The 14,194-nt window shown below is 68.0% G+C and carries 12 protein-coding genes; 7 read left to right on the top strand and 5 right to left on the bottom strand.

Annotation, left to right across the window (positions count from 1 at the left end; genetic code table 11):
• The first annotated feature begins 166 nt into the window (after positions 1-166).
• A protein-coding gene (locus tag ACSDHM_RS12450) for an IS3 family transposase (protein ID WP_439426307.1) occupies positions 167-1,518 on the top strand; the annotation gives its coding sequence in 2 pieces (ribosomal slippage) (positions 167-614 and positions 614-1,518; 1,353 coding nt in all).
• Between the two features lie 161 nt (positions 1,519-1,679).
• On the opposite strand, the gene xseA is transcribed toward ACSDHM_RS12450, so the two are convergent.
• Both xseA and queG read right to left on the bottom strand, forming a co-directional pair.
• Positions 1,680-3,011, bottom strand: a complete 1,332-nt coding sequence (gene xseA, locus ACSDHM_RS12445) for an exodeoxyribonuclease VII large subunit (protein WP_111007930.1) — start codon at positions 3,009-3,011, stop codon at positions 1,680-1,682.
• 44 nt (positions 3,012-3,055) lie between these two features.
• Positions 3,056-4,126, bottom strand: coding sequence for a tRNA epoxyqueuosine(34) reductase QueG (gene queG / locus ACSDHM_RS12440; protein ID WP_061478065.1), 1,071 nt, complete (start codon positions 4,124-4,126; stop codon positions 3,056-3,058).
• Positions 4,127-4,149: 23 nt separating this feature from the next.
• Here queG and ACSDHM_RS12435 point away from each other — a divergent pair, with 23 nt between their 5' ends.
• The 6 genes from ACSDHM_RS12435 to ACSDHM_RS12410 all read left to right on the top strand — a co-directional run bounded on the left by ACSDHM_RS12435 (position 4,150) and on the right by ACSDHM_RS12410 (position 11,696).
• Positions 4,150-5,634, top strand: a complete 1,485-nt coding sequence (locus tag ACSDHM_RS12435; protein ID WP_439426306.1) for an NAD(P)H-hydrate dehydratase — start codon at positions 4,150-4,152, stop codon at positions 5,632-5,634.
• Positions 5,631-6,113, top strand: coding sequence for a tRNA (adenosine(37)-N6)-threonylcarbamoyltransferase complex ATPase subunit type 1 TsaE (gene tsaE, locus ACSDHM_RS12430; protein ID WP_439426305.1), 483 nt, complete (start codon positions 5,631-5,633; stop codon positions 6,111-6,113). Before ACSDHM_RS12435 ends, tsaE begins: the two co-directional genes overlap by 4 nt.
• An 82-nt stretch (positions 6,114-6,195) precedes the next feature.
• Entirely contained in the window at positions 6,196-7,767 is a 1,572-nt protein-coding gene (locus ACSDHM_RS12425; protein ID WP_061478062.1) for an N-acetylmuramoyl-L-alanine amidase, read from the top strand.
• A gap of 121 nt (positions 7,768-7,888) precedes the next feature.
• Positions 7,889-9,790 carry a DNA mismatch repair endonuclease MutL gene (mutL, locus tag ACSDHM_RS12420; RefSeq protein WP_061478061.1) on the top strand — a complete coding sequence of 634 codons (1,902 nt, stop codon included), beginning with the start codon at positions 7,889-7,891 and terminating at the stop codon, positions 9,788-9,790.
• A gap of 11 nt (positions 9,791-9,801) precedes the next feature.
• Positions 9,802-10,731, top strand: coding sequence for a DUF1684 domain-containing protein (locus tag ACSDHM_RS12415; RefSeq protein WP_188240787.1), 930 nt, complete (start codon positions 9,802-9,804; stop codon positions 10,729-10,731).
• A gap of 2 nt (positions 10,732-10,733) precedes the next feature.
• Positions 10,734-11,696, top strand: a complete 963-nt coding sequence (locus ACSDHM_RS12410; protein ID WP_005417757.1) for a TraB/GumN family protein — start codon at positions 10,734-10,736, stop codon at positions 11,694-11,696.
• A 74-nt stretch (positions 11,697-11,770) separates the two neighbouring features.
• Here the strand turns inward: ACSDHM_RS12410 and phaR are convergent, their stop codons facing one another.
• The 3 genes from phaR to gluQRS all read right to left on the bottom strand — a co-directional run bounded on the left by phaR (position 11,771) and on the right by gluQRS (position 14,165).
• On the bottom strand, positions 11,771-12,304 hold the full coding sequence (gene phaR, locus ACSDHM_RS12405; protein WP_005417756.1) for a polyhydroxyalkanoate synthesis repressor PhaR: 534 nt from the start codon (positions 12,302-12,304) through the stop codon (positions 11,771-11,773).
• A 182-nt stretch (positions 12,305-12,486) separates the two neighbouring features.
• Positions 12,487-13,227, bottom strand: coding sequence for an acetoacetyl-CoA reductase (gene phbB, locus ACSDHM_RS12400; protein WP_072168407.1), 741 nt, complete (start codon positions 13,225-13,227; stop codon positions 12,487-12,489).
• A gap of 17 nt (positions 13,228-13,244) precedes the next feature.
• The gene (gene gluQRS, locus ACSDHM_RS12395; protein ID WP_439426304.1) at positions 13,245-14,165 is read right to left on the bottom strand and encodes a tRNA glutamyl-Q(34) synthetase GluQRS; all 921 of its coding nucleotides are present in this window, start codon (positions 14,163-14,165) and stop codon (positions 13,245-13,247) included.
• Positions 14,166-14,194 lie beyond the last annotated feature (29 nt).

Raw genomic sequence — 14,194 nt, 5'->3', positions numbered from 1 at the left:
GATGGAGATTCATCCACGCATGGCGTGGATCTACCCCATCGCGGAAAACTGTCAGAGGTGGGGCGGTGTCGGAGTGCGGGGTGTCAGCCGCATGGATGCGGCTGCCAAGCCCCCATGGTGAAGTGACCCCCGGGAGTTGGACATCAGATCCAACCCCGAGGGATACATGAACAGATACGACGCGCGTTTCAAACTGCAGGTCGCCAAAGAGGCCTGCAAGACCTCCACATCGGTCAAAGCCGTTGCTCGTCGCTACGGCCTGGAGTTCTCCACGGTCAGGCGCTGGGTGGCGACCTATCGGCTGCATGGTTGGCGCGGGTTTCGCCGCCAGGCCCAGTCCTATGACCTCGCATTCAAGCTGGCTGTCCTGAAGAAGATGGGCCAGGACGGCATGTCCGGGCGGGAGGCCACCACTTACTTTCAAATTGGCGATGCCGGCGCGGTGGGTCGGTGGCGTCGCCTGTATGCTCAAGGCGGTGCCCAAGCGCTGGCACCACCTCCGCCGCCGCCCCGAAAGCCGATGAAAAAGACCCGTTCGTCCAAGCCACCTGAGGAAATGAGCCGCGATGAGCTGCTCAAGGAAGTTGCCTATCTGCGTGCGGAGACCGACTACCTAAAAAAACTCGATGCCTTGATCCGGGAAGAGCAGGCGGCGCAGGACGCAAAGCGCAAGCCATCCAAGGATTGAGGCAGGTTCATACGCTGTCGCTTCTGCTCGAAGCGGCAGAGCTGTCACGCAGTACGTTCTATTACCAGAACCATGTCCTGGCCCATCCGGATCAGGATGAGGCAGCCCTGTGCGAGCGCATCCGGGCAATCTACGATCAAAGCCAAGGGCGCTATGGGTATCGCACGGTGACGCTGGAACTGGCCAATCAGGGCCATCGGTCCAATCACAAGCGGGTACAGCGCCTGATGGGGGAGATGGGCCTGAAATCACGGGTACGCGTGAAGCGCTACCGGTCCTTCAAAGGGGCCGCCAATGTTGTGGTTGGCAATGACCTCAATCGCCAGTTCCATGCCGAGCGGCCCAACCAGAAGTGGGTGACTGACGTCACCGAGTTCAAGGTGCAAGGCATGAAGCTGTACCTGTCGCCGATCATGGACCTCTACAACGGTGAAATCGTGGCTTATCAGATCAAGCGCCAGCCTGTGTTCGATCTGGTAGGTCAGATGCTGGAGGAGGCCATCAAGAAGCTTTCGCCGGATGAGCGGCCAATGATCCACTCCGACCAGGGCTGGCAGTACCAGCATGAGAACTACCGGCACATGCTGGAAAAGCACTCGTTGAAGCAAAGCATGTCCCGACGTGGCAACTGCTTGGACAATGCGGCAATGGAAAGCTTCTTCGGGACGCTGAAGTCGGAGTTCTTCTACCTGAACAGCTTTGACAGCATCGAAAGCCTGGAGGCCGGGCTGGTGGAGTACATCAAGTACTACAACCAAGAGCGAATCAGATTGAAATTGAAGGGGCTAAGCCCGGTAAAGTACCGGGAACAGGCCCAAGCAGCCGCCTGACCCCACCGTCCAAGTCTCGGGGGTCACTTCATGGACGGGTTTACGGCGTCCCCGCACTCTGGCACCGCCCCGCCAACCCGCGGAATGCCAGCTTTCGCTGTTGCTTCGGCCGTTGCTTGAAGCCTCTGTGGGTGCAGGGCGCAGCCCTGCCGAACAACCCTCTACTTGACCTGCACGTCGATCACGCCGTCGCCGACGCGGGCCTGCAGGGCGTCACCAGGTTGCACCTGGTCGATGCGCCGCACCAGCGCACCATCGTCGCTGCGGGTCAGGATGCTGTAGCCACGCGCCACGGTCGCCAGCGGGCTGACTGCTTCAAGTGAACGCGCCAGTCCGCGCAGTCGCAGTGCATCGCGCTCCAGCAGACGCTGCATCGCTGCCTGCGGCCGCCCACGCAGGGCGGTCAGGCGACGCTGCATCGCGTCCAGCTGGCGCTGCGGATGATGCCCACGCAGTACCGCAGACGCGTGACGCAGGCGCGCGGCACGGCGCTCCTGCTGCTGGTTGAACGCGGCATGCAGGCGCCGGCCCAGATCGAGCTGGCGTCGACGCAGCAGATCCAGTCGTGCCTGCGGGCTCTGGGCGTTCAGGCGCAACAGGGCGCGGTCGGCGCGCTGCATCGCCTGCTGCATCGCATGCCGTTGCAGCTGCACCATGCGGGCGGCCGTGCGGCGCAGGCGCAGGGCCAGTTCGCGCTGGTCGGGTACCAGCAGCTCGGCCGCCACCGAGGGCGTTGGTGCACGCAGGTCGGCGGCGAAGTCGCTCAGGCTGAAGTCGGTTTCGTGGCCCACCGCCGAGACCACCGGCGTGCGGCTGGCGGCGATCGCACGGGCCAGTGTTTCATCGTTGAAGGCCCACAGGTCTTCCAGCGAACCACCACCGCGGGTCAGCAGGATCACGTCGTAGCGGCCACTGGCATCGGCGGCCTGCAGCAGCCGGGTGATCTGCGCGGCGGCACTGCTGCCCTGTACCAGGGTCGGCAGCAGGTCCACTTCCAGCAGCGGGAAGCGCCGGCCGAGCACGCTCAGCACGTCGCGCACGGCGGCGCCGGTGGGCGAGGTGATCACGGCCAGGCGCTGCACGTGCGCCGGCAGCGGCCGCTTGCGTGCCGGGTCGAACAGGCCCTCGGCCTCCAGCCGTGCCTTCAGCTCCTCGAAGGCGCGGCGCAGCGCGCCTTCGCCGGCTTCCTCCATGTGGTCCAGCACCATCTGGTACTCGCCACGGGCGTCGTACAGGGTCACCTTGCCGCGCACCAGCACGCGCATGCCTTCGCGCGGCACGAACTTCAGGTACTGCGCCTTCATCCGGAACATCGCCGCACGCAGCTGCGCGCGCGCGTCCTTCAGGTTGAAGTAGAGGTGTCCGGAGGCAGGACGCGCCACGCTGCCCAGTTCGGCCTCGACCCAGATCGCCGGGAAGCTGCCTTCCAGCAGGTCGCGGGCCAGGGTGTTGAGCTGGCTGGGGGTGAGGATGTCGTTGTTGCGTGGCTGCATGGAAACGGCGTGCTGCGGGCGGAACGGGGGCTCAGGATCGCACGTCAGCGCGCCGTGTGCTGGCCCAGTGCCCACTGCACGTGTTCACGCACCAGCGGTGAGGGATCGTCGATGCGGGTCTGCAGCGCAGCCAGCGCTTCGGCCGAGGACGGCGCATTGCCCAGCGCCACGGCGATGTTGCGTAGCCAGCGCTCATGGCCGCTGCGCCTGATCGGGCTGCCTTCGGTGCGGCGCAGGAACTCGGCTTCGTCCCAGGCGAACAGCTGGTCCAGGCGCGCGGTATCGAGGTTGTTGCGCGCGCGGAAATCGGCTTCGTCGGTGCGCTTGGCGAACTTGTTCCAGGGGCAGACCAGCTGGCAGTCGTCGCAGCCATAGATGCGGTTGCCGATCAGCGGGCGCATCTGTTCGGGAATGGCGCCGTCGTGTTCGATGGTCAGGTAGGAGATGCAGCGCCGCGCGTCCAGCCGCTGCGGGCCGGTGATGGCCTGGGTCGGGCAGACATCGATGCAGCGCGTGCAGGTGCCGCAGTGCGCCGTGGCCGGCGTATCGATCGGCAGCGGGATGTCGATATAGATCTCGCCGATGAAGAACCAGGAACCGCCATGGCGGTCGATCAGGCAGGTGTGCTTGCCGATCCAGCCGAGCCCGGCGTTGCGGGCCAGTGCGCGCTCCAGGACGGGGGCGGAATCGACGAACACGCGGTAGCCCAGTGGTGCGACTTCGTCGTTGATCTGCGTGGCCAACTTCTGCAGGCGGTTGCGCATCAGCTTGTGGTAGTCGCGGCCCAGCGCATAGCGCGCCACGTAGGCGCGGCCCGGGTCGGCCAGCGTCGCCCACGCTTCGGTGTCATCCTTGTGGCTGTAGTCCATGCCCACCGAGATCACGCGCACAGTGCCGGGCAACAGCTCGGCCGGTCGTGCGCGCAGGGTGCCGTGGCGCGCCATCCAGTCCATCGTGCCGTACAGGCCCTGGCCCAGCCAGTCGGCCAGGTGCGCCTCGTCCTCGCCGAGCTCGATACCGGCGATGCCGCAGCGCTGGAAGCCATGCGCGCGGGCCAGTTCGCGGATGCGCTGCACGGCCTGGGCTGGATCGACGGGGGAGGGGGCGAGGGACATGCGCACCAGTATAAAATCCCTGCATGGCCAACCTCGCCGATCTGTTCGATTCCGCTGCCGCGTGTGCGCTGGATGCCCAGGCGTCCACCCTGGCGGGGGATGCTGGCTGGGGACTGATGGCGCAGGCCGGCCAGGCCGCCTGGCAGTGCCTGCTGCAGCATTGGCCGCAGGCGCAGCGCATCGGCGTGGTGGTCGGTGCGGGCAACAATGGCGGCGACGGCCTCGTGCTGGCTCGCCACGCGTTGCAGGCCGGGCGCGAGGTGAGGGTGATCGCCCTGCCGGGCCGGGCGCCATCGACCGCGCTGGCGCAGCGTGCAACATCGGAGTTCAGGTCCGACGGCGGCGCCATCACCGAGTTCGACGGCGCGCTGCCCGAGGCCGACCTCTGGGTCGATGCCCTGTTCGGGCTGGGTTTCGATCGCGCGCCGGAGGGCGCGGCGCAGGCGCTGATCGTTGCGATCAATGCGCAGGCGGCACCTGTGCTGGCCTTGGATGTGCCCAGTGGCGTCGATGCCGACCGCGGTGCGGTACCCGGCGCGGCAGTACGCGCTGCGCTGACCCTGCAGTTCATCGTGGCCCATCGCGGGCTGTACACCGGCGACGCGCTGGATCATTGCGGGCACAAGGCCCTGGCACCCCTGCAGTTGCCCGCGGCCGCATGGCAAAGCGTGTCGCCTGCCGTGGAGTACTGGACGCAGGCACGGTTGCCGGCCCTGTTGCCGCCGCGCCGCGCAAATACCCACAAGGGTGAATCCGGCCACGTGCTGTGCGTCGGCGGCAACCACGGCAGCGGCGGTGCCATCGCCATGGCAGCCGAGGCCGCCTTGCGCGCAGGGGCGGGGCTGTTGAGCCTGGGCACCCGCCTCGACCACGTCGGTCCACTGCTGGCTCGGCTGCCCGAGGCGATGACCCACGCGTTGGAAGACGGCGAAGCGCTGCCGGCCTTGCTTGACAGGGCGGAGGTGGTGGCGATCGGGCCCGGTCTGGGCCAGGACGAATGGGCACGCGCGCTGTTTGCGCGGGTGCTGGCCAGCGCCAGACCACTGGTGGTCGATGCCGACGCGCTGAACCTGCTGGCGCAGGATCCGCGTGCCTTGCCTGGCGCCGTCCTCACACCGCACCCGGGCGAGGCCGCACGCCTGCTCGGCTGCAGCACCAGCGACATCCAGGCCGATCGCTACGCCTGTGCGCAGACGCTCGCCGAGCGTTTCCACGCGGTGGTGGTGTTGAAGGGCGCCGGCAGCATCGTGGCGGCGCCCGGGCAAACGCCCCGGTTGATCGCCGCCGGCAATCCCGGCATGGCCGTGGGGGGCATGGGCGACCTGCTCACCGGCATCATCGCCGGCCTGCGCGCGCAGGGCCTGTCCGCCTTCGATGCGGGCGCGGCGGGCGCGTTGCTGCATGCGCTGGCCGGCGACGCGGCTGCCGCTGACGGCGCACGCGGCCTGCTTCCTACTGATCTGCTGGCGCCGTTGCGGCGACTGGCCAACCCGGAACGCTTCCCATGACCGATTTCTTCCTTGCCGACAGCGACGCCACCGAACTGCTCGGGCAGTGGCTGGCGACCACCCGGCCGCCGCAGGCGCTGATCGAACTGCGCGGCGACCTGGGCGCCGGCAAGTCCACCACGGCCCGCGCGCTGCTGCGGGCGCTGGGCGTGCAGGGCGCGATCCGCAGTCCCACCTACACCCTGGTCGAGCGCTATCCGCTGGCCAGTGGCGGTGAGGCGTGGCACCTGGACCTGTATCGCATCGGCCAGGCCGGTGAGCTGGATTTCCTAGGCCTGGACGAGGGCAGCGCGGTGCTGTGGCTGGTGGAATGGCCGGAACGGGGCGCCGGCGCGCTGCCGCCGACCGATCTGGTGGTAGCGCTGGAGATCGAAGGACAGGGGCGCCGTGTCCGTCTCACCGGAGCCAGCGACGTTGGACATGAATGGCTGAAACGGCTGCCCCAAGGGGGCGACTTGCAGGCCATTTCTGTCGGCTGACGAGAACAAAGATCGGCAGGTTACGGATTATTAAGGAAAAAGGTGTTGCATTCCGTTCAGCGCGGTGATTGAATCCTGAGCCATGCGCCCGGGGAACCGTCTCATCGCCATCTGTGCCGCCGTCGGACTGGGTCTGGCGAGCGTCAGTGCGTGGGCGGGTGAAGTCCGCCAGGTGCTGCTGAACACCGGCGCGACCGGCACCCGTGCCGAGATCTCACTGGTCGGCAGTGGCGGCTACAAGACCCTGTCGCTGGCCGGCCCGAACCGCCTGGTGGTCGATTTCCCCGACTCCAGCGCCGTACGCAACCTGAAGATGCCGGCCGCGCAGGGCGTGGTCACGGCGGTGCGTACCGGACAGCCGGTCCCGGGCACTTTCCGTGTCGTGTTCGACCTTGCCGAATCGGTGGCGCCGTTCCGCCCGCAGATGCAGCGCGAGGGCAATGAATCCAAGCTGGTGATCGAATGGCCGGGTGATGGCCCTGCCGTGGCCACAACCAGCCGCCCGGCGACGCCACCGGCGGTGCAGCCGCAGGCGGCCGCTGCGGGGGGCTCAGTCGCGCCCACGCCGGCCGAGAACGCGCAGTCACGCACCGATGCTGCGCGGGCCACCGCCCTGCTGACCGCACAGGTGCAGCAGCAGGCCAGCGCCAGCGCCGCCGCACCCGCCACGCCGACCCCCGCACCGACCAGCGCGCCGGCCCAGGTTGCTGCGGCAGGCGTCGCGGCCAGCAGCACGCCCTCATCCTCGCCGGCTGCAATCCTCGCCGGCCAGCGCACTGCTGCGGTGGTGACCACGCCGCCGGCAACGGCCCCTACACCGGCGCCGACGCCGGCCGAGCCGCCGCGTCCGGCCATGCCCAGCGATGCATCGCGCATCCGCATGCAGCCCGGCATGCGCCATCTTGTGGTGGCGATCGATCCTGGTCATGGTGGCCAGGACCCGGGTGCGATCGGCCCGACCGGCAAGCGCGAGAAGGATGTCACCCTGGCCGTGGCGCGTGAGCTGGCCCGCCAGGTCAACGCCACGCCGGGCCTGAAGGCCTACCTGACGCGCGACAGCGACGTGTTCATCCCGCTGCCGATGCGTGCGCAGAAGGCGCGTGCGAACAAGGCGGACATCTTCATTTCGATCCATGCCGACGCGGCCGAGAACCGTTCGGCCACGGGTTCGTCGGTGTACGTGCTGTCGACCAAGGGTGCCTCTTCGCAGCGCGCCCGCTGGCTGGCAGACAAGGAAAACGCGGCCGATCTGGTCGGTGGCGTTCGCCTGCAGCAGACCGAGGGCACGCTTGCCAATGTGCTGTTGGACCTGGCGCAGAGCGGCTACATGAAGGCGTCCGAAGACGCCGCCGGCCACGTGCTGGGCGGCCTGAAGCGGATCGGCAACAACCACAAGCCGAACATCGAGCGCGCCAACTTCGCGGTGCTGCGCACGTCGGACATGCCAGCGATGCTGGTGGAAACGGCGTTCATTTCCAATCCGGATGAAGAGCGCCGCCTGACGGACCCGGCTTACCAGCGCAAGGTCGCTGGCGCTGTGCTGGATGGTGTGCACACCTTCTTCAGCCGCCAACCGCCGCCGGGCACGTTGTATGCCGCCCGCGCGCAGGCCGAGATCGACGCCGCAGCCACCATGGCCGGCGGCAGCAAATAACCCGCCGAAGGCGGGTTTCTGCTTTCTGCAGAGTCGAGCCGCGCTCGACTGGGCCTTGCGGGTAGCCCGTCAGTCGAGCATGGCTCGACTCTACCCTTGGCCGCTCCGTTATCATCCCCGCATGACGTCTGCTACCCATCCGCGCCCGATCCGGCCGTTGCCGGAGATCCTGATCAACCAGATCGCCGCCGGCGAAGTGGTCGAACGACCCGCGTCGGTGGTCAAGGAACTGGTCGAGAACGCGATCGACGCCGGCGCCAGCCGCGTTGATATCGATCTTGAAGAGGGCGGCGTGCGCCTGATCCGCATCCGCGACAACGGCAGTGGCATCGCGCCCGAGCAGTTGCCACTGGCAGTGTCGCGCCATGCCACCAGCAAGATCGCCGATCTTGACGATCTCGAATCGGTGGCCACGCTCGGTTTCCGGGGAGAAGCGCTGCCGTCGATCGCATCGGTCAGCCGCTTCACCCTGTGCTCGCGGCGCGCGCACGACGAGCACGGTTCGGCACTGCAGATCGAAGGCGGCAAGATCGGCGAGGTGACCCCGCGCGCGCATGCGCCGGGCACCACGGTGGAAGTGCGTGAGTTGTTCTACAACGTGCCGGCGCGGCGCAAGTTCCTGCGCGCCGAGCGTACCGAACTGGGCCATATCGAAGAGTGGCTGCGTTCGCTGGCGCTGGCACGGCCGGATGTCGAGCTGCGCGTGTCGCACAACGGCAAGGCCTCGCGGCGCTACAAGCCAGGCGATCTGTATTCCGATGCACGCCTTGCCGAAACGCTGGGCGAGGATTTCGCCAACCAGGCCGTGCGCGTGGACCACAGCGGCGCCGGCCTGCGCCTGCATGGCTGGATTGCGCAGCCGCATTATTCGCGCGCGAGCGCCGACCAGCAGTACCTGTACGTCAACGGTCGCTCAGTGCGTGACCGCAGCGTCGCCCACGCAGTGAAGATGGCCTACGGCGACGTGCTGTATCACGGCCGCCAGCCGGCCTATGTGCTGTTCCTCGAACTGGATCCGACCCGTGTCGACGTCAACGTGCATCCGGCCAAGCACGAGGTGCGCTTCCGCGATTCGCGGCTGGTCCACGATTTCGTCTATCGCACGTTGAAGGATGCGCTGGCCGATACCCGTGCCGGCATGTCGGCGCAGGAGATCGGTGCCGGCCCCGCACATCCGGCGGACGCCGCCGCCGTCCCGACGGCATCGAGCGCCGGCGCGTCGGGGTTCGGGCTGGTGCGTGGGGCTGCGCCCGGCTCGGGAGGTGGTGGTGGCGGATTTTCAGGCTGGCGTCCGCAGCAGCCGCTGGGCCTGCAGGTGGCCGATGCACCGGCCGCCTACGCCGCGCTGTATGCCACGCCGGCCGGTGCCGAACGCGCAGCGGCGTTGCCGCCGATGCCGAGCGAGAACGGGTTGCCGGTAACCAGTGCCGACGCGGGTGTACCGCCGCTGGGCTACGCGATCGCGCAGCTGCATGGCATCTACATCCTGGCCGAGAACGCTGAAGGCCTGATCGTGGTCGACATGCATGCGGCCCACGAACGCATCGGCTACGAGCGCCTGAAGAATGCGCACGATGGCATCGGCCTGCAGTCGCAGCCGTTGCTGGTGCCGATCACGCTGGCGGTGGGCGAGCGCGAGGCCGACACCGCCGAAAGCGAAGCCGACACACTGGCGGCGCTCGGCTTCGAGGTGACCCGGGCCGGCCCCGGGTCGCTGCACGTGCGCAGCATTCCGGCACTGCTGGCGCATGCCGAACCGGAAGGACTGCTGCGCGACGTGCTGACCGACCTGCGCGAGCACGGCCAGAGCCGCCGCGTGGCCAGTGCACGCGACGAGCTGCTGTCGACCATGGCCTGCCATGGCGCGGTGCGTGCCAACCGGCGCCTGACCGTGCCGGAAATGAACGCGCTGCTGCGCGACATGGAAATCACCGAACGGTCCGGCCAGTGCAACCACGGCCGACCGACCTGGGCCCGTTTTTCGCTGGCGGAGATCGACCGCTGGTTCCTGCGCGGACGTTGAGGGGAGCATCGATGCGTTATCGGGGAGTGGCGGGCCTGCTGGCCGCCGTGGTGTTGGCCGCCTGCAGCCCGGCAACTCCGCCGGCGCCGACGGTCGCTGAAGATCCGGCCTACGCGGCCGCGCAGCAGCAATGGCGTGTAGCGCGCTACCAGGACCTGACCCGGCCCGATGGCTGGACGGCCCTGGTCGGCCTGCACTGGCTGCAGAACAAATCCCATTTCGTTGGCAGCGGCGCCACCAACGGCATCCGCCTGTCGGTCGGCCCGGACAGGCTGGGCCTGCTGCGCCGCGACGGGACGCAGTGGTGGTTCACGCCTGAAGCCGGTGTCGATGTCAGCCACGACGGCCAGCCGGTGCGTGGCCGCATCCGCGTCGACACCGACAAGGACGCGCAGCCGACGCTGCTGGCCTTCGATGGCGGCAAGGGCCAGCTCAGCATCATCCGCCGGGGGCCACGGGACGCGCTGCGGGTCAAGCATGCCGAGGCACCTGCGCGGCGTGATTTCGCCGGCCTGCAGTACTGGCCGGGCGGCGCGGACTGGCAGGTGCAGGCGCGTTTCATCGCGCATCCGCCGGGGAAGACCTTGCCGATCGTAGACATCACTGGCTTGACCACCGAGATGCCCAATGCCGGTGCGGTGGAGTTCGAACGTGATGGCCGCAGCTGGCGCCTGGAGGCCATCGGTGCGCCCGGGCAGCCACTGTTCCTGATCTTCGCCGACCGCACCAGCGGCCGCGGCAGCTATCCGGCCGGGCGCTATCTGGATACCGATGCCCCCGCTGCAGACGGCACGGTGCGCATCGATTTCAACCATGCCTACAACCCACCGTGCGCGTTCACCGCCTACGCGACCTGCCCGCTGGCGCCGCCGGAAAACCGGTTGGACCTGCGCGTGGAAGCGGGCGAGAAGGCCTACCACCTGCCTGAAGGAGAAGGCTGACCATGCCGATAAAACACCTGTTCCGTACCGCGCTGTTGCTGGCGGCCTGCGCAGTGGCGCCACTGGCCACGGCCCGCGATGGCCAGGCCAGCCCTGCCGCGGCCGCGGCAGCAACGGCGGCCAAGCCGCCGGTACCCCTGTTGTGGAAAGTCACCGGCCCGGGCGATGCACGCGTGTACCTGCTGGGATCGTTCCATCTGCTGAAGCCACAGGACTACCCGCTGTCGCCCGATGTCGAGCAGGCGTTCGAAGCCTCGCAGCGGGTGGTGTTCGAACTGTCGCCGGAAGACATGCAATCGCCCCAGCTGGCCAGCCGCATGGTGCAGGCTGCGACCCGCACCGATGGCAGCGAGCTGAAGCGTGATCTGGATGCGGCCACCTGGCAGAAGCTGCAGGCCTTTGCTGCCCAGAACCAGTTGCCGCTGGCGCAGATGCAGGGCATGAAGCCGTGGTTCGTCGGTCTGAGCATTTCGATCGGGCAGATGCAGAAGCTGGGCCTGGACCCGGCGCTGGGCCTGGACCGCCACTTCATGGAACGCGCGCAGAAGACCGGCCGCAAGACCGCGGGACTGGAAGATATCGATACCCAGATCGGCATGCTGGACGGGATGACGGTGCAGGAACAGCGGCAGATGCTGGCCGAAGCACTGGACCAGGCCGGCAAGGCCGATGAGCAGGCGCGGCTGCTGCATGATGCATGGCGTCGCGGCGACGAGCGCCTGCTGTGGACCAAGATGGCGGCAGAGATGCGCCAGCAGTATCCGCAGCTGTACCAGCGCATCAACACCGGTCGCAACGATGCCTGGGTGCCGAAGCTGCAGCCGTACCTGCAGGCCGGGCAGGGCGGTACGCTGGTGGTGGTCGGCACGCTGCACCTGCTGGGCAGTGATGGCGTGGTCGAGAAGCTGAGGGCGAAGGGCTACAAGGTCGAGCGCGTGTGCACGGGGTGCAAGGCCAAACGCTGACGCACGGTTGGCGCGATGCCAAACAAGACGGCGCGCCAGGGGCGCGCCGTTTTCGTATCAGCCGTTGCTGCAGCTCAGCGGCGGGTCTTGCCGCCGGTGCCGGTACCGGTGCCGGGTTCGCCGGGCTTGTTGCCGGTTCCCGTTCCGGTGCCGCCCGGGCGCGGGCCACCGAAGCCGCTGCCCATGCTGCGCTGGAATTCCTGCCACAGCTCCAGGTTCCGCTCGGTCAGCTGGTTCATCATCGCCCACGGGGTCTGGCCCAGCAGGTTGCCCATCTGCTGGCGGAACTGCTGCTGCTGGTCGAGGAAGACCTGCATGCTGCGCTCCAGGTAGTTGCCCATGAAGCCCTGCAGGGAATCGCCGTAGAAGCGGATCAGCTGGCTCAGCAGCTGGGTCGACAGCATCGGTTCGCCGTCCTGTTCCTGGTCGGCGATGATCTGCAGCAGGACCGAACGGGTGAGGTCGTCGCCGCTCTTGGCGTCGCGGACCTCGAAGTCTTCACCGTCCAGGATCAGCTGGCGCACGTCCTCGATGGTGATGTAGCTGGAGATCTCGGTGTCGTAGAGACGGCGGTTCGGATACTTCTTGATGATGCGGGTCGCAGCCATGAAGCGGTACTCGTCACAGTAGACGCGCAGCATGGCGCAGTGCAGCAGCGGTTGCAACCGCCCCAGCCCCCGCCAGGCTTGGCTTTCAGCAGCGATCATGTTGCGCAGCAAGGGTTTGCGTGCTGCGCAGCATGACCATCGGCAGGGGCCGTCAGCGCATGCCGCAACGGCCCCTGCGCGGCTTACCAGCCCATGTGGTGGCCGCCGTTGATGTCCAGGTTGCTGCCGGTGATCCATGAGGCTTCCTCGGCCACCAGGAAGGACACGCCATAGGCGATTTCCTCCGGCCTGCCGAGGCGCCCGGTGGGGATGTCGGCGATGATCTTGGCGCGTACGTCCTCCGGAACCGCCATCACCATGTCGGTGGCGACGTAGCCGGGCGAAATGGTGTTCACGGTGATGCCGAAGCCGGCGTTCTCGCGGGCCAGCGAAATGGTGAAGCCGTGCATGCCGGCCTTGGCCGCGGCGTAGTTGGCCTGGCCGTACTGGCCCTTCAGGCCGTTGATCGAGCTGATCTGGATGACCCGGCCCCAGCAGCGGCGCCGCATGCCTTCGATCACCGGACGGGTGACGTTGAACACCGAATTGAGGTTGGTGTTGATCACATCGTGCCACTGGTCCGCGCGCATGCGGTGGAACGTCGTGTCGCGGGTGATGCCGGCATTGTTGACCAGGATCTCGACCGGGCCCAGCTCGGCCTCGACCGCACGCACCAGCGCCTCGGCGCTGCCTGGATCGGAGACATCGCCCGGGAAGATCGACACGTTGTAGCCGCGCTCGGTCATCGCCTGCTGCCATGCGCGGGCCTTGCCCTCGTCGCGGTAGTTGGTGGCGACCCGGTGGCCCTGGTCGGCCAGGCGTTGGCAGATGGCGGTACCGATGCCGCCGGTTCCGCCGGTGACCAGTGCGACGCGAGATGTCATGGAATGCTGTCCGGGAATCAGGTGGGGGAAGGGGGATTCTGCAACATCGGCGCGGAAAGTGCGCCGGCCGGCAACAGGATGTCGGTCCGCGGCAGTCGAACCGGGTCGAATGCCCGTTGCGCAGTGTGCAGCAGCGCATCCCGGTCATCGGCGCCGTCCAGTGCGGCAGGGGCCTGGCCCAGCAGCTGCCAGAGCGCGCGCAGTACCGGTACCGGCCGTGTACTGTCCACCGGCAGCGACGCCAGCGACTTGGACAGTTTGTGGCCGGGGGCGTCGAGCAGCAGCGGCAGGTGCCAGTAGCGCGGCACCGCCAGGCCCAGCGCCTGCTGCAGCAGGATCTGCCGCGCGGTGGAATCGAGCAGATCGGCGCCGCGCACCACTTCGGTCACCCCCTGCGCGGCGTCATCGACCACCACCGCCAGCTGGTAGGCCCAGCAGCCGTCGGCACGGCGCAGCACGAAGTCGCCGACTTCGGCATGCACGTCCTGCTGCTGCGGGCCACGCAGGCCATCGTCGAAGTGCACGACGCTGCCCGGTGGCACGCGGAAGCGGACGGCGGGGTCCGGTCGCGGTTGCCGCGCAACGCAGAGGTGGTGGATGCCGCCGCTGGCAGCCAGTTCGCTGCGGCTGCAGTGGCAGATGAAGGCCTGGTCGCTGGCCAGCAGCACGTCCAGCGCGGCCTGGTAGGCCTCGCCTCGAGCGCTCTGCCACAGGACCGGGCCGTCGTGGACCAGGCCGAACGCAGCCAGTGCCTGCAGCTGTGATTGCGCGGCGCCGGGCACGGTACGCGGCGGGTCAACGTCTTCGATGCGCAGCCGCCACAGGCCGCCGTGGTGGCGGGCCAGCAGCCAGCTGCCGAAGGCGGCAAGCAGGGATCCGGGGTGGAGCAGGCCGGTCGGCGAGGGCGCGAAGCGGCCGCAGGGAACAATGGCGGTCATGCAGGCTGAATCGTCGGTCAGGTTGGCGC

Origin of the sequence: Stenotrophomonas sp. T8, from assembly GCF_051853085.1 — a bacterium.
GTDB classification, from domain to species: Bacteria; Pseudomonadota; Gammaproteobacteria; order Xanthomonadales; family Xanthomonadaceae; genus Stenotrophomonas; species Stenotrophomonas sepilia.
Note: the sequence above shows the minus strand (reverse complement) of the source record. Positions and strands in the feature narration are given on the sequence as shown.

Excerpts from the sequence above, each read along its gene's own strand:
- mutL (WP_061478061.1), top strand. The coding sequence starts at position 7,889 with ATGACGTCTGCTACCCATCCGCGCCCGATCCGGCCGTTGCCGGAGATC.
- ACSDHM_RS12435 (WP_439426306.1), top strand. The coding sequence starts at position 4,150 with ATGGCCAACCTCGCCGATCTGTTCGATTCCGCTGCCGCGTGTGCGCTG.
- ACSDHM_RS12410 (WP_005417757.1), top strand. The coding sequence starts at position 10,734 with ATGCCGATAAAACACCTGTTCCGTACCGCGCTGTTGCTGGCGGCCTGC.
- queG (WP_061478065.1), bottom strand. The coding sequence starts at position 4,126 with ATGTCCCTCGCCCCCTCCCCCGTCGATCCAGCCCAGGCCGTGCAGCGC.
- ACSDHM_RS12425 (WP_061478062.1), top strand. The coding sequence starts at position 6,196 with ATGCGCCCGGGGAACCGTCTCATCGCCATCTGTGCCGCCGTCGGACTG.
- phbB (WP_072168407.1), bottom strand. The coding sequence starts at position 13,227 with ATGACATCTCGCGTCGCACTGGTCACCGGCGGAACCGGCGGCATCGGT.
- gluQRS (WP_439426304.1), bottom strand. The coding sequence starts at position 14,165 with ATGACCGCCATTGTTCCCTGCGGCCGCTTCGCGCCCTCGCCGACCGGC.
- xseA (WP_111007930.1), bottom strand. The coding sequence starts at position 3,011 with ATGCAGCCACGCAACAACGACATCCTCACCCCCAGCCAGCTCAACACC.
- phaR (WP_005417756.1), bottom strand. The coding sequence starts at position 12,304 with ATGGCTGCGACCCGCATCATCAAGAAGTATCCGAACCGCCGTCTCTAC.
- tsaE (WP_439426305.1), top strand. The coding sequence starts at position 5,631 with ATGACCGATTTCTTCCTTGCCGACAGCGACGCCACCGAACTGCTCGGG.
- ACSDHM_RS12415 (WP_188240787.1), top strand. The coding sequence starts at position 9,802 with ATGCGTTATCGGGGAGTGGCGGGCCTGCTGGCCGCCGTGGTGTTGGCC.